18 protein-coding genes and 1 pseudogene are annotated in these 22,288 nt (G+C 72.6%); 11 read left to right on the top strand and 8 right to left on the bottom strand.

Translation table 11 applies throughout. The features are described 5' to 3' along the window. Positions 1 to 48 precede the first annotated feature (48 nt). The 4 genes from M2266_RS09495 to M2266_RS09480 all read right to left on the bottom strand — a co-directional run bounded on the left by M2266_RS09495 (position 49) and on the right by M2266_RS09480 (position 4,412). The gene (locus M2266_RS09495) at positions 49 to 645 is read right to left on the bottom strand and encodes a DUF4126 domain-containing protein (RefSeq protein ID WP_277437772.1); all 597 of its coding nucleotides are present in this window, start codon (positions 643 to 645) and stop codon (positions 49 to 51) included. Between the two features lie 267 nt (positions 646 to 912). Next, on the bottom strand, positions 913 to 1,536 hold the full coding sequence (locus M2266_RS09490) for a TetR family transcriptional regulator (protein WP_277441130.1): 624 nt from the start codon (positions 1,534 to 1,536) through the stop codon (positions 913 to 915). Between the two features lie 25 nt (positions 1,537 to 1,561). After that, on the bottom strand, positions 1,562 to 3,679 hold the full coding sequence (locus M2266_RS09485; RefSeq protein ID WP_277437771.1) for a YhgE/Pip domain-containing protein: 2,118 nt from the start codon (positions 3,677 to 3,679) through the stop codon (positions 1,562 to 1,564). Continuing rightward, complete coding sequence (locus M2266_RS09480; protein ID WP_277437770.1) at positions 3,651 to 4,412, bottom strand: ATP-binding cassette domain-containing protein; 762 nt, start codon at positions 4,410 to 4,412, stop codon at positions 3,651 to 3,653. Before M2266_RS09480 ends, M2266_RS09485 begins: the two co-directional genes overlap by 29 nt. Before the next feature lie 173 nt (positions 4,413 to 4,585). Between M2266_RS09480 and M2266_RS09475 the strand changes: the two genes are divergently transcribed. The 3 genes from M2266_RS09475 to M2266_RS09465 all read left to right on the top strand — a co-directional run bounded on the left by M2266_RS09475 (position 4,586) and on the right by M2266_RS09465 (position 6,517). Further along, complete coding sequence (locus M2266_RS09475) at positions 4,586 to 5,062, top strand: SAV_6107 family HEPN domain-containing protein (RefSeq protein ID WP_277437769.1); 477 nt, start codon at positions 4,586 to 4,588, stop codon at positions 5,060 to 5,062. 87 nt (positions 5,063 to 5,149) lie between these two features. Then, positions 5,150 to 5,914, top strand: coding sequence for a methyltransferase (locus tag M2266_RS09470; RefSeq protein ID WP_277441129.1), 765 nt, complete (start codon positions 5,150 to 5,152; stop codon positions 5,912 to 5,914). A 213-nt stretch (positions 5,915 to 6,127) separates the two neighbouring features. After that, on the top strand, positions 6,128 to 6,517 hold the full coding sequence (locus M2266_RS09465) for a DUF3040 domain-containing protein (protein WP_277437768.1): 390 nt from the start codon (positions 6,128 to 6,130) through the stop codon (positions 6,515 to 6,517). Positions 6,518 to 6,652: 135 nt separating this feature from the next. Here the strand turns inward: M2266_RS09465 and M2266_RS09460 are convergent, their stop codons facing one another. The 4 genes from M2266_RS09460 to M2266_RS09445 form a co-directional block, all read right to left on the bottom strand. After that, positions 6,653 to 9,058: a DUF3488 and transglutaminase-like domain-containing protein gene (locus M2266_RS09460; protein WP_277437767.1), complete on the bottom strand. Its 2,406-nt coding sequence runs from the start codon at positions 9,056 to 9,058 to the stop codon at positions 6,653 to 6,655. Further along, on the bottom strand, positions 9,055 to 10,485 hold the full coding sequence (locus M2266_RS09455; protein WP_277437766.1) for a DUF58 domain-containing protein: 1,431 nt from the start codon (positions 10,483 to 10,485) through the stop codon (positions 9,055 to 9,057). Before M2266_RS09455 ends, M2266_RS09460 begins: the two co-directional genes overlap by 4 nt. After that, complete coding sequence (locus M2266_RS09450) at positions 10,485 to 11,525, bottom strand: MoxR family ATPase (protein ID WP_277437765.1); 1,041 nt, start codon at positions 11,523 to 11,525, stop codon at positions 10,485 to 10,487. The genes M2266_RS09455 and M2266_RS09450 overlap by 1 nt, the downstream gene beginning before the upstream one ends. A gap of 147 nt (positions 11,526 to 11,672) precedes the next feature. After that, on the bottom strand, positions 11,673 to 12,224 hold the full coding sequence (locus M2266_RS09445; protein ID WP_277437764.1) for a carbonic anhydrase: 552 nt from the start codon (positions 12,222 to 12,224) through the stop codon (positions 11,673 to 11,675). 198 nt (positions 12,225 to 12,422) lie between these two features. On the opposite strand from M2266_RS09445, the gene mraZ reads away from it, so the two are divergent. The 8 genes and pseudogenes from mraZ (at position 12,423) to murD (ending at position 22,218) form a co-directional block, all read left to right on the top strand. Then, positions 12,423 to 12,854, top strand: a complete 432-nt coding sequence (gene mraZ / locus M2266_RS09440) for a division/cell wall cluster transcriptional repressor MraZ (RefSeq protein WP_269272744.1) — start codon at positions 12,423 to 12,425, stop codon at positions 12,852 to 12,854. 330 nt (positions 12,855 to 13,184) lie between these two features. Next, positions 13,185 to 14,114 carry a 16S rRNA (cytosine(1402)-N(4))-methyltransferase RsmH gene (gene rsmH / locus M2266_RS09435; protein ID WP_277441128.1) on the top strand — a complete coding sequence of 310 codons (930 nt, stop codon included), beginning with the start codon at positions 13,185 to 13,187 and terminating at the stop codon, positions 14,112 to 14,114. Next, positions 14,111 to 14,591 (top strand): annotated as a pseudogene (locus M2266_RS09430) (hypothetical protein). Before rsmH ends, M2266_RS09430 begins: the two are co-directional and overlap by 4 nt. 50 nt (positions 14,592 to 14,641) lie before the next feature. Then, complete coding sequence (locus tag M2266_RS09425) at positions 14,642 to 16,654, top strand: penicillin-binding protein 2 (protein WP_277437763.1); 2,013 nt, start codon at positions 14,642 to 14,644, stop codon at positions 16,652 to 16,654. After that, positions 16,651 to 18,297 (top strand): UDP-N-acetylmuramoyl-L-alanyl-D-glutamate--2,6-diaminopimelate ligase, encoded by a 1,647-nt coding sequence (locus tag M2266_RS09420; protein ID WP_277437762.1) that lies wholly within the window; start codon positions 16,651 to 16,653, stop codon positions 18,295 to 18,297. Before M2266_RS09425 ends, M2266_RS09420 begins: the two co-directional genes overlap by 4 nt. Next, complete coding sequence (gene murF, locus M2266_RS09415; RefSeq protein ID WP_277437761.1) at positions 18,294 to 19,706, top strand: UDP-N-acetylmuramoyl-tripeptide--D-alanyl-D-alanine ligase; 1,413 nt, start codon at positions 18,294 to 18,296, stop codon at positions 19,704 to 19,706. The genes M2266_RS09420 and murF overlap by 4 nt, the downstream gene beginning before the upstream one ends. Next, positions 19,703 to 20,767 carry a phospho-N-acetylmuramoyl-pentapeptide-transferase gene (gene mraY, locus M2266_RS09410; RefSeq protein WP_277437760.1) on the top strand — a complete coding sequence of 355 codons (1,065 nt, stop codon included), beginning with the start codon at positions 19,703 to 19,705 and terminating at the stop codon, positions 20,765 to 20,767. The genes murF and mraY overlap by 4 nt, the downstream gene beginning before the upstream one ends. After that, a complete protein-coding gene (murD, locus tag M2266_RS09405; RefSeq protein WP_277437759.1) occupies positions 20,764 to 22,218 on the top strand; it encodes a UDP-N-acetylmuramoyl-L-alanine--D-glutamate ligase in 1,455 nt (484 codons plus the stop codon). The genes mraY and murD overlap by 4 nt, the downstream gene beginning before the upstream one ends. Positions 22,219 to 22,288: the final 70 nt, after the last annotated feature.

The following is a 22,288-nucleotide window of genomic DNA, read 5'->3' as shown; positions in this document are numbered from 1 at the left end:
TCGGCGACTGTATCGGGCGGCACCGACAGCGCCGCCCGGCAGGTCCCGTCAGATCGGCGCCAGCCGCTTCTGCGCGCGCCGGGCCTTCCAGCGGCGCAGGAAGCGGCGGATCCGGGAGAACAGGAAGACGACCGTGACGATGCCGAGCACGAGCATCGTGCCCGCGATGGCCGCGGCGGCGAGCGGGTGGAAGAGCGCGAAGACGATGATCGCGGAGACACCGAGGTCCTCGGCGAGGCTGAGGACGATGTTGCTGGCCGGTTCCGGCGAGGTGTTGACCGCTATCCGCGTACCGGCCTTGACGAGGTGGCTGGCGAGCGCCGTCGAGCCGCCCACCGCGGCCGCGGCCAGCTGCGGCAGCGAACCGTCCTGCCCGGCGAGCAGCGCCGCGACCACCGCGCCGGCGACCGGGCGGATGACGGTGTGCACCGCGTCCCACGCCGAGTCGACGAACGGGATCTTGTCGGCGACGGCCTCGCACAGGAAGAGCACCCCGGCCACGATCAGCACGTCGGGCCGCTCCAGGGACGCGGGCACCTCGTCGGTGACCCCGATCGCCCCCATCAGACCGAGCAGGAACACCACGGCGTAGGCGTTGATCCCGCTCGCCCAGCCGCTGGTGAAGACGAGCGGAAGTACCGACATGGTCCGGATGGTAGCGAACCGTCCGAGGTCCGCGTGAACGAAACCGTGCGCTGATGAGTACCTGTACTCAGAGGAAGAGTTGAGTAGGAGCGCGGATGGGCCGCCGCCCCCGTTCGGGGGAAGGTAGGGACCACGGACGGGCGCGGTGCCGGTACCGCCGACACGGGGCGGCGGAGCAGGGGCGGCCCGTACGTAACGGGGGTGAACGGGTAGCGCTGTTCCGGCACGGTCCGACGGGGGATCGGGATGTGCCGGAACAGCGCTCACTCAGTTCCGCCGGGCGTCGCCGCCGACCCGGCCCTGCAGCAGCCGGGACAGGGCGGAGTGCACGTCGTCGATGCTGCGGTGCGACTGGAACGCCTGCCAGTCCAGGGCGGCGACCAGCACCATCCCGAAGAGCGCGGACGCGGTGAGCGGCACGTCGATCTCGTCGCTGAGCTCCCCGTTGTCGACCGCCTCGCGCAGCACCTTCTCCACTACCGCGACCGCCTCCTGGCGGACGATCATCAGCGTGTCCTGCCAGGCGCGGTTGGTCCGCCACAGCTCGGCGACGTACAGCTGGGTGAAGGACGGATAGCGGGCGATGAACGCCAGCCCGGCCCGGATCTGCGCGTCCAGCGCGTCGACCCGGCTGCCACCGCGCGCGGTCACCTCGTCCGCGGCGACCCGCAGCGAGACGGTGAGCAGTCCGACGCCGTGCCGCAGCAGCTGCTCGAACAGTTCGTTCTTGCTGGCGAAGTTGTAGTAGACGGTGCCCTTCGCGACGCCGGCCCGCTCGGCGATCTCCTCCACGGTGGTGGCGGAGAAGCCCTGCTCGGCGATGAGTGTGACGGCGGCCTCGTAGAGCTTCTGCCGCGTGGCCTGACGACGTGCGGTGGTCATGGCGTCGATTGTCCCTGCCCGGGGCGGTCCCGGATCACAGGGTCAGCTCCGGATGCAGCCGGTCCACGGTCCACACCTGCTTGGACCGGGCGGTCAGGGTGGTGAGCGCCAGCGCGGCGGCCGTGAAGGCCAGGAGCACCAGGCAGGCCCGCCAGACCGGCCAGAGCCCGCCGCCGGTGATCAGGTGGCGGAGCCCCTCGACGACGTAGCTCATGGGCAGCAGCGGGTGCAGGAAGCCGAAGAATCCGGGGCTGGTCTGCACCGGGTAGGTGCCTCCCGCCGAGGTCAGCTGCAGCATCAGCATCGCCAGGGTGAGCACGCGTCCGGCCGGGCCGAAGCGGGCGCCCAGGAACTGGATGATGGCGGCGAAACAGGCGGCGGCCAGCAGCAGGAAGCCGATCGTGCCGGCGGCGCGGGCCATCTGCAGCCCGACCACCCAGTGCAGCACCGACATCAGCGCCAGCACCTGCGCGACCCCGACCACGGCCACCGGCAGCCAGCCCGCCAGCGCTATCCGCCAGGACGAGGCCCCGGCGGCGAGCGCCCGGCGGTTCAGCGGCTGGAAGAGCATGTACCCGACCATCGCGCCGACCCACAGGGAGAGCGGGATGAAGTACGGGGCGAGCCCCTCCCCGTAGTTGGACGCCTGGTGCAGCGAGTTCGAGGCGAGCTGTACGGGGTCGGCCATCACGGCGGTGCGCGCGTCGCGCTCGTCGGCGTCGTAGTCCGGGATCTTGTCGACGCCCTCGTGGAGGCCGGAGGCGAGCTGCCCGCTGCCGGTGGAGAGCTTCGTCAGGCCGGTGGTGAGCTGGTTGCTGCCGGTGGAGAGCTGGTACATGCCGCCGCTGAGGGTGTCGGCGCCGTCGGAGAGCTTGCCGATTCCCTTGTCGAGGGTGTGCGCGCCGCCGGCGGCCGTGTGGGCGCCGGCGGCGACCTGGTGGGCACCCGTGTTGAGCCGGTTGAGGTTCTTGACGGCGCCGTCGATGTCCGAGGAGAGGTGGGGCGCGGCGGCGGCCAGCTCCTGGGCGTAGCCGTGCAGCTTGCCCAGGTCGGTGGTGAGCCGGTCGAACGAGGCGGGGGTGCCGACCTGCGCGTTGAGGCGCTCGGCCAGTGCCGCGCCCTCGGCGGTCTTGTCGGCGGCGCGCTTGAGGGCGACGCAGTCGCCGGTGGTCGGGGTGGCGGCGCACTGCTTCGTGTACTGCTGCCGTACGAGGTTCGCGGCGGTCCTCGTCGTCCTGGCCGCGTCCGGCGCGAGCACGGCGATCGTGTCCAGATGGTCCTTGATCGCCTGGGAGCCGTCGGCGACGATCCGGGAGGCCTCGCCGATCTCGCGGGTGTGGGCCTTCACGAACGCGATCTTGTCGGAGGCGCCGTTCACGGCGTCCGCGAGCCGCTGGGTGCCCGTCGCGACCTGGCCGGCGCCGGAGTCGAGCGTGTCGAGGCCGGTGGCGAGTTCGCCGCTGCCCTTCTCCGCGTCCTTGAGGCCGGCGGCGAGCCGACCCGCCCCCTGCTCGGCCTTGCGGATGCCGGAGCCGAGCTCCTTCGAGCCCTGCTCGGCGGTGCCCGCGCCGCCGGCGAGATCCGACGCGCCCTTGGCCGCCTTCTGCGTCTGGTCGTGCAGATCGGAGAACGACACGAAGATATTGTCGTAGAAGCCGCGTGAGGCACCCGCCGAGGTGGCCGCCCTGACCTGGGAGAACACGCTGCGGGAGATCTGCCCGACGATGTAGTTGTTGGAGTCGTTGGTGCGCACCTGCAGGGCGCCGGTCTCCGGGTGGCTGCCGGAGCTGGACGCGATCCGCTCGCTGAAGTCGGCGGGGATGGTGAGCGTCAGGTAGTAGGAGCCGTTCTCCAGGCCCTTCGTGGCGTCGGCGGAGTCCGTCTCCCGCCAGTCGAAGGTGGCCGTGTCGTGCAGCTTGGCGGCGAGTTCGTCGCCCGCCGCGATCTTCTTGCCGCCGGCGGTCGCGCCGCGGTCGGCGTTCACCAGCGCGACGGGGATCTTGTCGAGCCGCCCGTACGGATCCCAGAAGGACCAGAGGTACAGGGCGCCGTAGAGCAGCGGCAGCAGCAGGAGCGCGGCCATGGCGGCGCGCGGCAGCCGGCCCCGGCCGAACTTCTTCAGCTCAAGCGCGGCGAGCTTCGGTGTACGCATCGACGGCCCCCTCTTCGGTCTCTTCGGTCGCGTCGGCGGACGGCTCGGCGGTCGTGTCGGCGGACCGCTCGGCGGTCGTGTCGGTGGGGCGGGCGGGCCTGGTGGGGACCACCAGCGCGTCCGCGGGCGCCTCGGTGCAGACGCCGAGGACGGTGACGCCCGTGTCGGCCACCGAGCGCAGCATCGACCAGGCCCGCTCGCGGTCGGCGTCGCCGAGCTTGTGGTCGACGTCGTCGATCCCGAGCACCCGGGGGCGCGCCAGCAGCGCGAGGGCGACGCCGAGCCGCAGCGCCTCCAGCCGTTCCAGGTCGCGAACGGCCGTCCGCTCGCCCTTGACCAGCGAGTCGAGTTCGAGCCCCGCGGCCGCGAGAGCCGCCGCCACGTCGGCGCGGTCGCGTGCGGCGCGGGAGAAGAACCTGCGCTGCAGCAGCACCCTCTCGTGCAGGTGCTCGGCGACGGTGAGGGCCGGTTCGAGGGCGGAGATGCCGTCGACGGGGCCGAGGGCACTGATCCGCCGTACGGCGGGCATGCGCCGGGGGAGGGGGTGCCCGTGGACCTCCGCCCCGCCCTCGTTGGCCTTCATGCGTCCGGTGAGCGCCAGCATCAGGCAGGTGCGGCCATTGCCCGACGGGCCCTCGACGGCGATCAGCGTGCCGGCGGGCGCGCTGAACGACACGTCCCCGAAGACCCGCCCACGCGGGCCTCGTAGCCCGTACCCCTCCGCGGTGATCACGAGTCACCCTCCTCTTTGAACTGACTGGTCAGTACAAAAGAAGTATGCCGCATGGCGGTTGCGACCCTGCGGCCGGGGCAGGGGAACGTCTGTGCTAAGAGCAATTCCGCAGGTCAGGACCGATTGTCAGTGGTGTGCCCCACTATGGGTCGTACGAAGACAGGAGGCTCGTCATGGCTGCTCACGTAAGCGACATCCATCCCGTGCTGCGCCGTGCGGCGGCTCCGCCCGCCGCCCTCGACCTGCTCACCCAGGCCCACCTCGGACTTGACGAGGCGGCCGTCCTGGAAACCCCCAACGAGCGCTACGCCACCGCCCACCTCGCCGCGCTGCGGACAGCCGCGGCCGTGCTGGCGGTGCGTGGCCGTCCCGAAGCCGGCAACAGGCGGCGGCAGCGGATACGCAGCGCCTGGGAGGTGCTGCCCGAAGTCGCCCCGGAGCTCAGCGAGTGGAGCGCCATGTTCGAGTACGGCGCGCGCCGCCGGGCGCGCGCCGAAGCCGGCATAGAGGGTGCCGCCTCCTGGCGGGACGCGGACGATCTGCTGCGTGCCGCCGCCATGTTCCTGCGCCTGGTGGAGCGGATGCTGGTGCTCCAGCCCACCCTGCCCGCCGAACTGCGAACCGACCTGCCCCACCAGAAGGCCAACTGACCTGCGGTCGGCGAGGGCGTGGATAGAGTGGAGGCGCCTGTTCTAGCCGTCGTCCGCGAGGAGCCGCCCGCCATGTCCCGTGAAGGAGTGGTGGATCCGATCCGCCCCCGAGCGTCCCTCCGTACCGCCGTGGTCTGGGAGGTGCTGCGCGAGGCGCTCGAACGGCAGGCCAAGGCCGGCGGCCGTGACGCCGGAGAGCCGCTCGACGTGCTCGACACCGGGGGCGGCACCGGGAACTTCGCGGTGCCGGTGGCGCGCCTCGGCCACCGGGTCACCGTCGTGGACCCGAGCCCGGACGCGCTCTTCGCGCTGGAGCGCCGGGCCGCCGAAGCCGGGGTGACCGACCGGGTCCGCGGCGTCCAGGGCGACACCCACGGCCTGCTCGACGTCGTCGAGCCCGGCAGCCAGGACGTCGTGCTCTGCCACGGCGTCCTGGAGTACGTCGACGACCCGGCGGAGGGCGTGGGCAACGCCGTCGGCGCGCTGCGCCCGGCCGGGACGCTGAGCCTGCTGGCCGCGGGCCGCGGCGGCGCCGTGCTGGCCCGGGCCATCGCCGGCCACTTCGCCGAGGCGCAGCACGCCATAGGGGACCCCGACGGCCGGTGGGGCGCCGGGGACTCGCTCCCGCGCCGCTTCACCGCCGAGCAGCTCACCCGCCTGGTCTCCGACGCGGGCCTGCGGGTCGGCGCGGTGCACGGCGTCCGGGTCTTCGCCGACCTGGTCCCCGGTGTGCTGGTGGACACCGAGCCGGGCGCCCTGGAAGCGCTGCTCAAGCTGGAACTGGCGGCCGCGGAGCAGCCCGCGTTCCACTCGATCGCCACCCAACTGCACGTACTCGCCGACCGCGGGTGACGGGCCTCGCCGGCCACGGCGCCGGGAGTAGTCCGTCACAGGCCGCCCGGACGGCCGTTCAGGACCGTATGCTGGCATGACGTAACGGCGGACGGGGAATGAAGCCCCCGTCGGATTGGCGTAGTGGGGCGGGTTTCACGGGGGCGAATCCCTGCCTATCCTTGAATAAGGGTCGGACCGGTCGCCCCCGCGACCGACGAGTAGGAGGACGCCGTGCCGCTCTCGGAGCACGAGCAGCGCATGCTCGAGCAGATGGAGCGAGCGCTGTACGCCGAAGATCCCAAGTTCGCGTCGGCGCTTGAGGGAAGCGGGCTGCGCACCTATACCCGGCGGCGTGTCTACCAAGCGGTAGCGGGCTTCTTGGTGGGTATCGCGCTGCTGATGGCTGGAATGATCAAGCAGCAGCCCTGGATCAGTGTGGTCGGATTCCTCGTCATGCTGGCCTGTGCCGTGCTCGCGGTCACGGGTTGGCGGAAGGCCGGCAAACCCGGTGAGCAGCAGCCCGCCGCAGCAGCGGGTCGGGCTCACCCCCGTCGCAGGGGCAAGGTCATGGACCGGATCGAGGAACGCTGGCAGCGCCGCAGGGATGGGCAGGAAAGCTAGCGGCCGCCGAGGCGGAGTGTTCGCAAGAGGGTCTCAACAGTTTTCGGATGTATGACGAGGGGCGCGGAACCGTACCGGTTCCGCGCCCCTCGTCATGCCCGGCCCCGCGGCACCGGACGTCCCTCGCGCCCGCGCCTAGGAGGCCTGTCGTGACGGCCGCCGGACCGCGTCTGAGGCCCGCCGGACGGCCGCGGACCAGCGCCGCGTCGTCACCGACCACTGCTCCGACAGCCGCCAGATCACCCGTGCGGCCGAACGCGGCAGCAGAACGGCGCGCAGCCGCCCGCGCCGCCCGGCCGACCGGTGCAGCCCGTCGCGCACCTGGCGCACATCCGCCGCCAGCCCGGCCACCGGCCGCGGCCGGGGCGAGTACAGCACCTGCTCCACGGCGGCCGCGACCTGTCCGGCGGCCCGCGCCGCCGCCTCGTCGAGCTCGCCCTCCCGCACCAGCCGGGCGGTCGCCCGGCGCGGCGTCTCGGAGTCGTCGGGCGGGATCCCGTAGTCCCACGCGGTGTCGACCAGCTCCCGCCAGGCCGCGAGCGTCCTGGCGCCCTCCGCCAGGCCCTGTCCGCCGCCCAGCCGCCGGGACCGCTCACGGCGGCGCCACAGCATCGGGACCAGCGGCACCACGATCACCAGCACCGCCAGCAGGGCGATGCCCACCAGCCGGCCGGCGCTGATCCCGGTGTCGGCCGATCCGCCGCCGGTGTCCTGGCCGAGGGGCGTGCAGTCGCCCAGCGCCTTGTCCTTGACCGAGCAGCTCGCCGAGGCCGAGGCGCCGGCGCTCGGTGCCACCGACTTGTCGGGCTCCGGCACGACCGGCCCGCCACCGGGGGTCGGCAGCTGGTCCGCCGTGTAGCTGGGGGCGGTGCCGCGCGACGGCGTGGGCTCGAAGCGGGTCCAGCCGACGCCCTCGAAGTACAGCTCCGGCCAGGCGTGCGCGTCCTGGAGCCCCACCGACACGCTGCCGTCGGACCGGGGACCGCTGCCGGGCGCGAAGCCCACCGCGACGCGGGCCGGGATGTGCAGGGTGCGGGCCATGGCCGCCATGGTGAAGGCGAAGTGGACGCAGAACCCCTGCTTGTCGCGGAGGAAGTTGGTGATCGCTTCGACCCCGGTGCCCGACCGGACCCGCGTGCTGTACCGGAAGTCCCCGGAGTGGAAGTACTTCTGCAGGTCCACGGCCTGCTCGTACGGGTTCGCCGCGCCGCGCGTCACCTCCAGCGCGGTCCTGCCCACCACCTCCGGCAGGCTGTCGGGGACCTGGGTGTACTCCTCCTTGAGCGCGGTGGCCGGCTCGGGGGCGCTGGCCAGCTGGGAGGCCGTCGGCTGCACCAGCAGGCTGGTGACCTTGTACTTCACGCCCTTGGTCGTCTGCTTGCGGTCACCGACGACCGTGCGCCCCTCCTTGTCGAAGCGCCAGCGGCCGTCGACCGTGAGCTTCTGGACGGGATAGGGGAGCGGCAGCCAGCTCTGCGCGTAGTTCCCGTCCGCGGCGACCGAGGTGACGATCTGGTTCGTCTTCACCGCGGGGCCGAGCCCGGCGGGCACCGGGAACACGTCGGGGATACCGGTCACCGGGCGCTCGGAGGAGCGCCATTGCGTGCCGTCGAACCTGTCGAGGGCGACGATGCGCAGATACATGTCCGACGTGCCGGCCGCGTTGGTGCGGTACGACAGGACCTCGCGGTTGGTCGGCTGGTTGAGGCTGTCCTGCAGCGCCACCACCGGGTTGACCGACGAGGAGCTGCCGCCGCCGAAGCCGGGGCCCGTTCCGTTGCCCGACGGGTCGAGCAGCCCGCTGCCCAGCGAGGGCAGCAGGGCGGGGGCGATCAGCGCGATGCCCAGGGCCATCGCCCCGATCCGGCGGCCGGTGCGGACCGGTGCCACGACCGAGCCCTCGGACCGGGTCGAGGAGGTGCCCGCCCAACCGGTGGACGGGGGACCGCCGCCGAAGACCCGGCCCCAGCGCGACAGCCGGTCCCGTCCCTCGGCGAGGAGCAGCAGCAGGTAGCCGGCCGCCGCGATCAGGAACCACAGCCAGCGGCTGCCGCTGCCCGCGAGGCCGGAGGCGACGGAGTACAGCGCGAGCAGCGGCAGCCCGGCCGGAGCGGCGCTGCCGTACGTCACCGCCAGCGCGTCCACGGCCAGCGCGATCACCAGCACGCCGGCGACCAGCAGCAGCCGGATGCCCGGGGTCACCGGGGCGGGGATGGCGAACTGGCTGACGTCCCGCAGGCCGTCACCGAGCCGGTCGCCGAGCCCCGCGAAGGCCTTGGGGCCGGGCAGGATGCCGCCCACGGCCTGCTTCGAGACGAACATCATGGTCACTATCAGCAGGCTGACCAGGGCCTGCGCCAGTACGGTCAGTGGCCTGGCCAGCGGTACCCGCCGGGCCAGCGCACCGACGCAGGACTGGAGCGTGACCAGGAAGGCCGCCTGCAGGATCCAGCCGGTCGGGGTGGCCAGCGGCAGCAGGGAACAGGCAGCCATGATCGACGCCAGCGCGGCGCAGACCGTCAGCCGTGCGCGTCCGCTCATGAGCCGGCTCCCGCCTCTTCGCGCGCGCGGAACCGGTCCGCGAGCTGCCACAGCGAGGACAGGCCCTCGCCCGGTGGCACCGGGAGTACCGTCCAGCCGGCCTCGCGCAGCATGCGCACGGCCCGCCGGACACCGGTGTCCGCGCTCGACCCGGACCGGTCGTCGCCGCTCCCACCGGAGCCGGCGGCGGAACCGTCGGCGAGATCGGAAGCGGAACCGGAGGCGGCGGAACCCGAACCGGCGGCCGACACGTCCGGGTACGGATCCACAGCGTCGCGGGACACCCAGGCCGAGCTGTCCAGGACGAACGCCACCGCGCCGCCGGCCCGCCGGCGCATCCGTCCGACGATCGTCGCCTGCTCCTCGTCGAGATCCCCGAGGAAGGCCACCAGCAAGCCCTCGCTGCCGACCCGCAGTACGTCGTGGGCGCGCGAGAAGCCGGCGCCGTCCGAGTGCTCGACCACCGCGAGCGTGTCGAGCAGTACTCCCGCGGTGTCGGAGGAGTCGCCGCCGAAACCGCCCTCGGGACCCGGGACGCTGCTGCCGGTGTCGGTCAGCAGCCGCACCGAGTAGCCGCGCTCCAGCATGTGCGTCGAGACCGACGCCGCTCCCGACACCGCCCATTCGAAGGCGGAATCGGGCCCCGCGCCGTAGAAGGCGAGCCGCCGGGTGTCCACCAGCACGGTGCAGCGGGCCTTGTGCGGCTGCTCCTCGCGCCGCACCATCAGCTCGCCGTACTTCGCGGTGGAGCGCCAGTGCACCCGCCGCAGATCGTCACCGTGCCGGTAGCCGCGCGGGATCGCGTCGTCCTCGCCGGCCAGCGACAGCGAGCGGGTGCGGCTGTCGCCGTAGCCGGACGCCTCGCCCGCGAGCCGGACCGCGGGCAGTGGCTCCACCCGGGGCACCACGGTCAGGGTGTCGAACGCGCTGAACGACCGGGTCAGCTCGCACATACCGAAGGGGTCGGTCAGCCGCAGCTGCAGCGGCCCCAGCGGATAGCGCCCGCGTAGGTCGGAGCGGACCCGGTAGGACACCTCGCGGTGGCCGCCCGGCTCCACCCGGTCCAGCACGAAGCGCGGCCGCGGCCCGAGCACGTACGGCACCCGGTCCTGCAGCATCAGCAGGCCGGTGGGGATGCGCGAGACGTTGTCGACGCGCAGGTGCACCCGCGCCTCGGACATCGCGGGCACCCGTGACGGCGCGAGCCGCCGGCTGCCCGCGACCCGGTAGCGGGTGCGGTACAGCACCGCGACGCAGACCAGCGGCAGCACCGCCAGCAGCAGCCCGACCCGCAGCAGGTCGGGCTGGCCCAGCACGTAGGCGCAGACCGCCGCCGCGACCCCGGCCGCGAAGAAGGACCGTCCGCGCGTGGTCAGCCCCGACAGCGCCGTACGGAAACCTCCCGCGGCCTGCGGGTCGGCGGACATCACAAGCCCCGGACGCCGGGCGGCTGGGCGCTCTGCGCCTGCCGCCATTGCAGTGCGGACGCGGACGCGGAAGCGGAGGGGTCGGGGACGGGCGTGCGCTGCAGGATCTCCGCCACGACCTGTTCCGGCGTGCGCCGGTTCAGCTGCGCCTGCGCGGTCGGCAGCAGCCGGTGCGCCAGGACCGCGGGGGCGAGCGCCTGGACGTCGTCCGGCAGGACGAAGTCGCGTCCGTCCAGCGCCGCCGAGGCGCGGGCCGCCCGCACCAGGTGCAGGGTCGCGCGCGGCGAGGCGCCGAGCCGCAGGTCCGCGTGGTGGCGGGTGGCGCCGACCAGCGCCACGGCGTAGCGGCGCACTGGGTCCGACACGTGCACCGTCCGCACCGCCTCGATCAGCTTCACGATCTCGTGGGCGTGCGCGACCGGCTGCAGGTCGTCCAGCGGCGGTGTGCCGCCGTGCACGTCCAGCATCTGCAGTTCGGCCTCGGGGCTCGGGTAGCCGATCGACACCCGGGCCATGAAGCGGTCGCGCTGCGCCTCGGGCAGCGGATAGGTGCCCTCCATCTCCACCGGGTTCTGGGTGGCGATGACCATGAACGGGTTGGGCAGCTCGTACGTGGTCCCGTCGACGGTGACCTGGCGCTCCTCCATCGACTCCAGCAGCGCCGACTGCGTCTTGGGCGAGGCCCGGTTGATCTCGTCGCCCACCACGATCTGCGCGAAGATCGCCCCCGGCTTGAACTCGAAGTCCCGCCGCTGCTGGTCGAAGACGCTCACTCCGGTGATGTCGGAGGGCAGCAGGTCGGGCGTGAACTGGATCCGCCGCACCGAGCAGTCGATGGACCGCGCGAGCGCCTTGGCCAGCATCGTCTTCCCGACCCCTGGCACATCCTCGATGAGGAGGTGCCCCTCTGCCAGCATCACGGTCAGCGAGAGCCGTACGACCTCGGGCTTGCCCTCGATCACGTTCTCCACGGACCGGCGCACCCGCTCCGCCGTCGTGGTCAGATCGCTGAGGCTTGCTCGCGCGTCATAGGTCGTCACCCGGTTCTCCTCGGCCTGTTCATAGGGGCGCGGCCAACCACGGACCGGCTCCTCCCCGAATGCGGTGCACCACACGCCCTGACGGGTGAGGGGGTGCCGCACGATGCATTGTTCCCTCGAACGGCGCCCCGCGTCACTCGCCTGCCGTTACTGGGCTGTGATTTCCCGCAGCAGGCCGGTGTGGACGTCGAAGACAAAACCGCGCACATCGTCCCGATGAGCCAGGAAGGGGGACGTACGCACCCGGGTCATCGACTGGCGCACGTCCTGGTCGATGTCGGTGAACGCCTCGACCGCCCAGGTCGGCCGCTGGCCGACCTCGTGCTCCAGTTCGGTCCTGAAGTCCTCGGTGATGCTCTGCAGGCCGCAGCCGGTGTGGTGGATGAGGACCACCGAGCGGGTCCCGAGGGCCCGCTGGCTGATGGTGAGCGAGCGGATGGTGTCGTCGGTGACGACCCCGCCCGCGTTGCGGATGGTGTGGCAGTCGCCCAGGCGCAGGCCCAGCGCCGCGTGTAGATCGATGCGGGCGTCCATGCACGCGACGACGGCCACGCCCAGGACCGGCTGGGCCCCCATGCCGGGGTCGCTGAACGCGCCCGCGTAGCGCTCGTTGGCGCTCACGAGTCGGTCGATGACGGAGTCGGTTGTGGAGGCGGGCTCGGCGCCGGCTCCGGATGGCTGCGCTGCGGATATCGACATGTGAATGACGTTAAAGGGCCGGAGCCGCTCCCACCTGCTGTAGAGGCGGGAAAAAGTCGGTCAATTGGATCCTGTGTGAGGTAACCCACAGGGCCCGGTCCCCTCCCGGCGGGCGAGGCGCGCGGGCCGTCGATTGCGTTGACGGTGGGGCGCAGTGGAGTAAAGTGGCGCGAAATGGGGTCCTCTGCGGGAGGTTCGGTGTTCCTCGGAACGTACGCGCCGCGACTCGACGACAAGAGCCGTCTGGTCCTGCCCGCGAAGTTCAGGGAGCAGCTCGCGCCGGGTCTGGTGATCACCAAGGGCCAGGAGCGCTGCCTGTACGTGTGGCCGCTGCGCGGATTCCAGGCCGTCACCGAGGAACTGCGCCGGGCGCCCCTGACGTCCAAGCCCGCGAGGGACTACATGCGGGTGCTGTTCGCCGGAGCCACCGACGAGGTGCCCGACAAACAGGGCCGCATCCACGTCCCGCAGCCGCTGCGGGAGTACGCCGGGCTGGACCGCGACTGTGCGGTCATCGGCGCCAATACCCGGGTCGAGGTGTGGTCCGCCACGGCCTGGGACCGCTACCTGGCGGCGCAGGAAGACACCTTTTCGGCCCTGTCGGAGGAGGTTCCGACCGGATTACTGTGACCCCGGCCCCCACTCGCAGCGTCACCACGGTGTACGTATGGCTCGGCCTCCTCCCGCTCTCCGGCTCCACTGGCACTACTTCCCCGGCGCCAGAGGGCCACTTCCCTTCCGAGCGGGCGGGGACCAGGCCATATGTCGAAGAAGTCGAAGAGTCGAAGAACCGAGAAGGGCCCCATGAGCGCCGTCCCCGCCCCGCAGTCCGAGCCGCATGGCGCCCCCGCGGACCCCGCCACCACCGAGCCCTCCGCCACCACCGAGCCCTCCGCCACCACCGAGCCCTCCGCCACCACCGGGCCCACCGGTCCCGCCCCCGCGAAGCACGTGCCCGTGATGCTGCGCCGCTGTCTGGACCTGCTGGCTCCCGCGCTGGCCGAGCCGGGCGCCGTGGTCGTGGACGCGACGCTGGGGCTCGGCGGCCACAGCGAGGCGCTGCTGACGACGTTCCCCTCGGCCCGACTGGTCGCCATCGACCGCGACCCCGCCGCGCTCGAGCTCTCCGCCGAGCGCCTGGCGCCGTTCGGCGACCGGGCCACGCTGGTGCACGCGGTCTACGACGAGCTGGCGGACGTCCTCGACCGGCTCGGCATCCCCAGGGTCCAGGGCGTGCTGTTCGACCTCGGTGTCTCGTCCATGCAGCTCGACGAGGCGGACCGGGGCTTCGCGTACGCGCAGGACGCGCCGCTCGACATGCGGATGGACCAGACGACCGGCATCAGCGCCGCCGAGGTGCTCAACACCTACCCGCCGGGCGACCTGGTGCGGATCCTGCGCACCTACGGCGAGGAGAAGTACGCGCGGAAGATCGTCGACGCGGTCGTCAAGCAGCGGGTGAAGGAACCGTTCACCAACAGCGCGCGACTGGTCGACCTCATCCGCGAGGTGCTCCCGCAGGCGGCCAAGCGCACCGGCGGCAACCCCGCCAAGCGCACCTTCCAGGCGCTGCGCATCGAGGTCAACGCCGAGCTCGCCGCGGTCGAGGGCGCGATCCCCGCGGCGCTGGGCGCCCTCGCGGTCGGCGGCCGGATCGCCGTGCTGTCCTACCAGTCGCTGGAGGACCGCATCGTCAAGCAGGCGTTCGCGGCGGGCGCTGCCAACACCGCCCCGCCCGGCCTGCCCGTGGTGCCCGAGCAGTACCAGCCCCGGCTGAAGCTGCTCACCCGCGGCGCGGAACTGCCGACCGAGCAGGAGATCGCGGAGAACAAGCGCGCCGCCCCGGCCCGGCTGCGCGGTGCCGAACGGATCCGCGAGGAGGCGCTGTGAGCCCGGCCCGGTCGGCCACGGCGGCCCGCGCTCCCTTCGTGCTGCTGGTGGTGACGCTGCTGGCCGGCGGCCTCATCTCGCTGCTCCTGCTGAACGGCGCCGTCAACCAGGACTCCTTCGAGCTGAACCGGCTGCAGAAGGACACCACCACGTACACCGACGAGGAGCAGGCGCTCCAGCAGGACGTGGACCGGTACAAGGCGCCCGACGCGCTCGACCGGCGCCGCCCGCGAGCTGGGCATGGTGCCCGGCGGCAACCCCGCCTTCCTGAACCCGGACGGCACCGTGCGCGGCGATCCCACCGAGGCCGGGGCCGCGCCGTCCCCGGCACCCGTGCGTACCCAGGCGCCGCCGAGCAGGCCCGCCACGACGGCTCCTGCCACCGTCCCCACCACAGCGCCCGCCACGAAGCCGGCCGGCGGCGCGTCCGCGCGCATCCCCGGCGGCTCCCCCACTTCCCAGACCACCGGCAGGTGACCTCGTGACCAGTCCTCGCACCCTGCGCGCCGCTCCGGGGGACGGTGCGCATGAGTGAGCCGAGGCGCCCGCAGCGCGGACGGCTGCCGGGACCCGGAGGGCCGCGGAGGGCCGCCGCGCCGGGAGCGCCGGGCCAGGGCTCCCAGCGGTCGCCCGGCGCCAGGCGGCCGGCGCGCCCCGCCCCGGGCGGGAACCGCGGGCCCGCCGCCCGCCGTCCGCGCCCGCCACGTCCCTCGGCCCCGCTGCGGCTGGGCCGGCCCAAGCCCCGGCTGCGGCTCGTCAGTGTCGCGCTGACACTGGTGATGCTCGCGTTCGTCGTCCGGCTGCTGCAGGTGCAGGCCGTCGACGCGCCCGCGTACGCGGCCAAGGCGGACGTCAACCGCTGGGTCACGCACACCGTCGCCGCCGACCGCGGGGCCATCACCGACCGGACGGGCACCGATCTGGCGTCGACCGTCGACGCGTACGACATCACCGCCGACCCGTTCCTCTTCACCTCCGCCCAGACGAAGACCGCGGACGCGCCCGCGCAGGCGGCCGAGCTCCTCGCGCCGATCGTCGGCGGCGACGCCAAAACCATCGCGAGGAAGCTCACCACCCCGAACTCCCGCTACCAGGTCATCGCCCGGCAGCAGTCCCCGCAGGTCTGGAACCAGATCAAGGACCTCAAGCGGGTGCTGAGCGCCAAGGCCGCCAAGAACAACGGCGCTGACGTCCTGGCCGGTGTCTTCAGCGATCCGCACACCAAGCGGGTCTATCCCGGCGGCGACCTCGCGGCCGGGGTGATCGGCTTCGTCAACGGTGAGGGCGCCGGAGGCGGCGGTCTGGAGGCGATGCTCAACCGGGAGCTGGCGGGCGAGGCCGGCAGGATCCGCTACGCACAGTCCAGCGGCCGGCAGGTCCCGACCGCCGGCATCCAGGAGCACCCCGCCGTGCCCGGCTCGGACGTACAGCTGACCATCGACCGCGACATCCAGTGGGCGGCGCAGAGCGCCATCACGGCGCAGGTGCGGAAGTCCGAGGCGGACCGCGGCTACGTCATCGTCCAGGACACCCGCACCGGCGAGATCCTCGCCATGGCCAACGCCCCCGGCTACGACCCGAACGACCTCGCGCACGCCGGCACCGGCACCCTGGGCAACGCGGCCGTCCAGGACGCCTACGAGCCCGGCAGCGTCAGCAAGCTGATGTCGATGGCCGCCGTCCTCGACCAGGGCGTCGCGACGCCGGAGACCCACGTCACGGTCCCCGGCACCCTGCCGCGCGCCGACCGGGTCTTCCACGACGACGTGGACCACGGCACCTGGTCGCTGACCCTCAACGGGGTGCTCGCCAAGTCCAGCAACATCGGCACGATCCTGGCCACCGGCCAGCTGGGCAAGACCCAGCCGGAGGCGAACGCGGTGCTGTACTCGTACCTGAAGAAGTTCGGGATCGGCGACCCCACCGGGCTCGGCTTCCCCGGCGAGACCCGCGGGATCCTGGCCAAGCCGCAGAAGTGGAACGCCTCCCAGCAGTACACGATCCCATTCGGCCAGGGCCTGTCGCTCAACGCCCTGCAGGCCACCTCCGTCTACTCGACGGTCGCCAACGGCGGCGTCCGCGTGCAGCCCAGCCTGATCCGCGGCATCACCGGCCCCGACGGCCGGTTCGTGCCATCCGAGACGCCCAAGACGTCCCGGGTGGTCAGCGAGAAGACCGCCAAGACGCTGGCGACGATGCTCGAGTCCGTGGTCGGCGACGAACAGGGCACCGGGAGCAAGGCGCGCATCGCCGGGTACCGGGTCGCGGGCAAGACCGGCACGGCCAACCGGGTGGACCCGGCCACCGGCCGGTACAAGGGCTACACCGCCTCGTTCCTGGGTTTCGCACCCGCCGACAAGCCGCGGGTCACCGTCTCCTGCGTGATCCAGAACCCGACCAGTGGCAGCTACTTCGGCGGGCAGATCTGCGGCCCGGTCTTCAAGCAGGTCATGGAATTCGCCCTCAAATCCCTGCAGGCCGCGCCCTCCGGCGCGGAGGCGCCGCACCTGCCCGTCGAGTTCGACCCATCGAAGAGGTGACAACGATCACATCCGACGGCGACCGCCCCGGCCGGGGCCGGGGGTCTTTTGGCTCCGAGCGGGGCGGGCCCGGTAACCTCACCGCCGTGCCACATGCTGATCAGTCCCCTCACCAACAGCCGGGTGCGCCCCGCCCGTCCGCAGTCCGACCCAAAGCGCCGGCGGAACTGGCCGCGCGGCTGGGCGCGGAACCGCCCGCGGACGGCGCCCCCGCCACTGGCATCACCCACGACTCGCGGGCGGTACGCCCCGGAGACGTCTACGCGGCGCTGCCGGGCGCCCGCTTCCACGGCGCCGACTTCGCCGCCCAGGCCGCGGACCTGGGCGCCGTCGCGATCCTCACCGACCCGGCGGGCGCCGAGCGCGCCGCGGCCACCGGCCTGCCAGTGCTGACCGTGGACGACCCGCGCTCCCGGATGGGCGCGCTGGCCGCCTGGATCTACGACGAACCGGGCGAGGCGCTGCTGCAGATCGGCATCACCGGAACCTCGGGCAAGACCACGACGGCCTACCTGATCGAGGGCGGCCTGCGGGCCGTCCACGGTAAAGCCACCGGCCTCATCGGCACGGTCGAGTCGCGCATCGGCGACGAGCGCATCAAGAGCGAGCGCACCACCCCCGAGGCCACCGACCTCCAGGCGCTGTTCGGCGTCATGCACGAGCGCGGCGTCCGGTCGGTCGTCATGGAGGTCTCCAGCCACGCGCTGGTGCTCGGCCGGGTGGACGGCGCCGTCTTCGACGTGGCCGTCTTCAACAACCTCAGCCCCGAGCACATGGAATTCCACTCGGGCATGGAGGACTACTTCCAGGCGAAGGCGCGGCTGTTCACCCCGCAGCGCAGCCGGGTCGGCGTCGTCAACCTGGACGACGCCTACGGCCGCCGGCTCGTCGCCGAGGCCGGGGTCCCCATCACCACGTTCTCCGCCGCGGGGGACCTGGACGCCGACTGGCGCGCCACCGACGTCGAGACCGGTCCGCTGGGCAGCACCTTCACCGTCACCGGGCCCAAGGGCGAGACGGCGCGGGCCGCCGCCCCGCTGCCCGGCCCCTTCAACGTCGCCAACACGCTCGCCGCCATCACCGCGCTGGTCATCGCGGGAGTGGACCCGCAGACGGCGGCGGACGGCGTCGCCGCCGTTCCCGGGGTCCCCGGCCGGCTGGAGGGCGTCGACGCGGGCCAGCCCTACCTCGCGGTCGTGGACTACGCCCACAAGACCGACGCCGTCGAGTCCGTGCTGCGCGCCCTGCGCAAGACCACCGAGGGCCGCATCCACGCCGTGCTCGGCTGCGGCGGCGACCGCGACCAGCTCAAGCGCGGCCCGATGGGCGCCGCTTGCGCGCGGCTCGCGGACACCGCCGTGCTGACGTCCGACAACCCGCGCTCCGAGGACCCGCTCGGGATCCTCGCCGCGATGCTGAACGGAGCAGCCGAAGTACCCGCCCACGAACGCGGGCACGTCATCGTCGAGCCCGACCGGGCCGCCGCCATCGCCATCGCGGTAGCCCGCGCCGAGCCCGGCGACATCGTGCTGGTCGCGGGCAAGGGCCATGAACAAGGCCAGGACATCGCCGGAGTGGTACGCCCCTTCGACGACCGGGAAGTACTGCGCGCCGCCATCGAGAAGGACCAGGAACAGCTGTGATCCCACTCACCCTCGCCGAGGTCGCTGACGCGGTCGGCGGGAGCATGCACGACATACCGGAACCAGGGAGGCGCGTGACGGGCCCCGTGGTCATCGACTCCCGCGAGGTGGTGCCCGGCGCACTGTTCGCCGCCTTCGCCGGCGAGCGCGTGGACGGCCACGACTACGCGGTGGGCGCCGTGAAGGACGGAGCGGTGGCGGTACTCGCCTCCCGTCCCCTCGGCGTGCCCGCGATCGTCGTCGAGGACGTGGTGGCCGCGCTCGGGGCGCTCGCCAGGACCGTCATCGCACGGCTCGGCGCGACCACCGTCGCCCTCACCGGCTCCGCCGGCAAGACCAGCACCAAGGACCTGATGGCCCAACTGCTGGAACGGCACGCTCCCACGGTGTGGACGCCCGGCTCGCTGAACAACGAGATCGGGCTGCCGCTCACCGCGCTGCGCGCCGACGAGTCCACCCGGCACCTGGTGCTGGAGATGGGCGCCCGGGGGATCGGCCACATCCGGTACCTGACGGAGCTGACGCCGCCGCGGATCGGCGCGGTCCTGAACGTCGGGGCCGCGCACATCGGCGAGTTCGGCGGCCGCGACCGCACCGCCATCGCGAAGGGCGAACTCGTCGAGTCGCTGCCCTCCGCGGAGGACGGCGGAGTGGCGGTGCTCAACGCCGACGACCATCTGGTGCGCGCGATGGCCTCGCGCACCACGGCCCGCGTCGTGCTCTTCGGCGAAGCGGCCGAAGCCGACGTCCGCGCGGAGAATGTCCGGCTCAACGACCGAGGTCAGGCGCTCTTCACACTCCGCACACCCACCGGGTGCGCCGAAGTGACCTTGCGCCTGTACGGTGAGCACCACGTGTCGAACGCGCTCGCCGCGGCCGCCGTCGCCGGTGAACTGGGCATGCCCGTCGAGGAGATCGCCACCGCGCTCTCCGCCGCGGGAACCCTGTCGCACTGGCGCATGGAGGTCACCGAGCGGCCCGACGGCGTGACGGTCGTCAACGACGCCTACAACGCGAACCCCGACTCCATGAGAGCCGCTCTGCGCGCGCTCGCCGCCATGGGGCGCGGGCGCCGTACGTGGGCGGTGCTCGGCGAGATGGCCGAACTCGGTGAGGAGTCCCTCACCGAGCACGACGCGGTCGGGCGACTGGTCGTCCGGCTCAACGTCAGCAAGCTCGTGGCCGTGGGCGGCTCGGAAGCCGCCTGGTTGGATATGGGCGCCAAGAACGAGGGTTCGTGGGGTGAGGAGTCGGTGCACGTGTCCGACGCGGAGACGGCGATCGACCTGCTGCGCAGCGAGTTGCGCCCGGGGGACGTCGTGCTGGTGAAGGCATCTAGGTCGGTCGGTCTGGAGCGCGTGGCGCTGGCGCTGCTCGACGGCACCGAAGGCGAGGTCGCCGCGCGATGAAGCAGATTCTCGTATCCGGTGTGCTCGGTCTCTTCCTGTCGCTGATCGGCACCCCGCTGCTGATCCGCCTGCTGGCCCGCAAGGGCTACGGGCAGATGATCCGCGACGACGGTCCGAAGGCCCACCACAGCAAGCGCGGCACTCCCACGATGGGCGGCATCTCGTTCATCCTGGCGACCCTGGTCGCCTATGCCGCGACCAAGGTGATCACCAGCGAGCGGCCGAGCATGTCGGGTCTGCTGGTGCTGTTCCTGACCGCCGGCCTCGGCCTGGTCGGCTTCCTGGACGACTACATCAAGATCGTCAAGCAGCGGAGCCTGGGCCTGCGGGCCAAGGCGAAGCTGGGCGGCCAGCTCATCGTCGGCATCGCGTTCGCGGTCCTGGCGCTGAACTTCTCGGACTCGCGCGGCCAGACGCCGGCCTCCACCAAGCTGTCGTTCACCCAGGACTTCGGGTGGACCATAGGGCCGGTGATCTTCGTCATCTGGGCGCTGTTCATGATCCTGGCGATGTCCAACGGCGTGAACCTCACCGACGGCCTCGACGGTCTGGCCACCGGCGCTTCCGTGATGGTCTTCGCCGCCTACACCGTCATCGGCGTCTGGCAGTACGGCCAGTGGTGCGGGGCCCCGCTCAGCGCCAACGGCGCCTGTTACGAGGTCAGGGACCCACTCGACCTGGCGGTCGTCGCCGCGGCCCTGATGGGCGCGTGCTTCGGCTTCCTGTGGTGGAACACCTCACCGGCCAAGATCTTCATGGGCGACACCGGCTCGCTGGCCCTCGGCGGCGCCCTCGCCGGCCTGGCCATCTGCTCGCGCACCGAGATGCTGCTGGCGATCCTCGGCGGCCTGTTCGTCCTCATCACGCTCTCCGTGGTCATCCAGGTCGGCTCCTTCCGGCTCACCGGCAAGCGGGTCTTCCGGATGGCGCCACTCCAGCACCACTTCGAACTCAAGGGGTGGAGCGAGGTCCTGGTCGTGGTCCGGTTCTGGATCATCCAGGGCATGTGCATGGCCATCGGCCTCGGCCTGTTCTACGCCGGCTGGGTGGCCGCCTCGTGACAGCGCCGCACCCGCTCGCGGACGAGCTGGCGGGAGTCCGCGTCACCGTCGCCGGCCTGGGCGTCTCCGGCGTCCCGGCCGCCCGGGCGCTGCACGCCCTGGGTGCCGTCGTCACCGTGGTGAACAGCGGCGACGACGAGCGGGCGCGGGCCGAGGCCGAGGAGCTGCGGGAGCTGGGCGTCACCGTGCGCCTCGGCGACGGCGACACCCTCCCCGAGGGCACCGCGCTCGTCGTCACCGCCCCGGGCTGGAAGCCCACGAGCCCGCTCTTCGCGGCCGCCGAGGCGGCCGGCGTCGAGGTGTGGGGCGACGTGGAGCTGGCCTGGCGCTTGCGGGGTGCGGACGGCAGGAAGCCGGCGCCCTGGCTGGCGGTCACCGGCACCAACGGCAAGACCACCACCGTCCAGATGCTCGCCTCCATCCTCAGGGCCGCGGGCCTGCGGACCGCCGCCGTCGGCAACATCGGCGTCTCGGTCCTGGACGCCGTGCTCGGCAAGGAGGAGTACGACGTCCTGGCCGTCGAACTCTCCAGCTACCAGCTGCACTGGGCGCCCAGCGTCCGGCCGCACTCCGCGGTGGTGCTCAACCTTGCGCCCGACCACCTGGACTGGCACGGCTCCATGGCGGCGTACGCCGCCGACAAGGGCCGGATCTACGAGGGCAACCAGGTCGCCTGCGTCTACAACACCGCGGACCCGGCCACCGAGGCGCTGGTCCGCGAGGCCGACGTGGAGGAGGGCGCCCGTGCGATCGGGTTCACCCTCGGCAGCCCGGCCCCGTCGCAGTTCGGCGTCGTGGACGGCATCCTGCTCGACCGGGCGTTCGTCGAGGGCCGGCAGAAGAACGCCCAGGAGCTCGCGGAGGTCTCCGACGTCCAGCCGCCCGCCCCGCACAACATCGCCAACGCGCTGGCCGCCGCGGCGCTGGCCCGGGCCTTCGGCGTGGAACCGGCCGCCGTGCGCGACGGGCTGCGCGCCTTCCGGCCCGACGCCCACCGCATCGCGCTCGTGGAGACCGTCGACGAGGTCGCCTACGTGGACGACTCCAAAGCCACCAACACCCATGCGGCCGAGGCCTCGCTGGCCGCCTACGAGTCCATCGTCTGGATCGCCGGCGGCCTCGCCAAGGGCGCCACGTTCGACGAGCTGGTCGCCCGGTCCGCCCCGCGGCTGCGCGGTGTGGTGCTGATCGGCGCCGACCGCGCGCTGATCCGCGAAGCACTCGCGCGACACGCCCCCGAGGTCCCGGTCACCGACCTGGAACGGACCGACACTGGGGCGATGTCCGCGGCGGTGGAGGCGGCGAGGAAGCTCTCCCGGCCCGGTGACACGGTCCTGCTGGCACCGGCCTGCGCCTCCATGGACATGTTCACCAACTACGGGGAACGTGGCGAGGCATTCGCCGAGGCCGTACGGGCCCTGGCACCCGAGAGCGCGGGACACGACAAGTAGCCGGGCGTCCCCGCGCCGCTGACGACCTCACCAGGTCACCGACCCCCGGCGCCGCACCACTGGAGGGGAC

This window comes from Streptomyces sp. SPB162 (genome assembly GCF_029504575.1).
GTDB lineage: Bacteria > Actinomycetota > Actinomycetes > Streptomycetales > Streptomycetaceae > Actinacidiphila.
Note: the sequence above shows the minus strand (reverse complement) of the source record. Positions and strands in the feature narration are given on the sequence as shown.

What these genes read in the sequence shown, in the direction of transcription:
- M2266_RS09445 (WP_277437764.1), bottom strand. Translation starts at nt 12,224, where the DNA reads ATGTCGATATCCGCAGCGCAGCCATCCGGAGCCGGCGCCGAGCCCGCC.
- M2266_RS09495 (WP_277437772.1), bottom strand. Translation starts at nt 645, where the DNA reads ATGTCGGTACTTCCGCTCGTCTTCACCAGCGGCTGGGCGAGCGGGATC.
- M2266_RS09485 (WP_277437771.1), bottom strand. Translation starts at nt 3,679, where the DNA reads ATGCGTACACCGAAGCTCGCCGCGCTTGAGCTGAAGAAGTTCGGCCGG.
- M2266_RS09475 (WP_277437769.1), top strand. Translation starts at nt 4,586, where the DNA reads ATGGCTGCTCACGTAAGCGACATCCATCCCGTGCTGCGCCGTGCGGCG.
- M2266_RS09460 (WP_277437767.1), bottom strand. Translation starts at nt 9,058, where the DNA reads ATGAGCGGACGCGCACGGCTGACGGTCTGCGCCGCGCTGGCGTCGATC.
- M2266_RS09425 (WP_277437763.1), top strand. Translation starts at nt 14,642, where the DNA reads ATGAGTGAGCCGAGGCGCCCGCAGCGCGGACGGCTGCCGGGACCCGGA.
- rsmH (WP_277441128.1), top strand. Translation starts at nt 13,185, where the DNA reads ATGCTGCGCCGCTGTCTGGACCTGCTGGCTCCCGCGCTGGCCGAGCCG.
- M2266_RS09455 (WP_277437766.1), bottom strand. Translation starts at nt 10,485, where the DNA reads ATGTCCGCCGACCCGCAGGCCGCGGGAGGTTTCCGTACGGCGCTGTCG.
- mraY (WP_277437760.1), top strand. Translation starts at nt 19,703, where the DNA reads ATGAAGCAGATTCTCGTATCCGGTGTGCTCGGTCTCTTCCTGTCGCTG.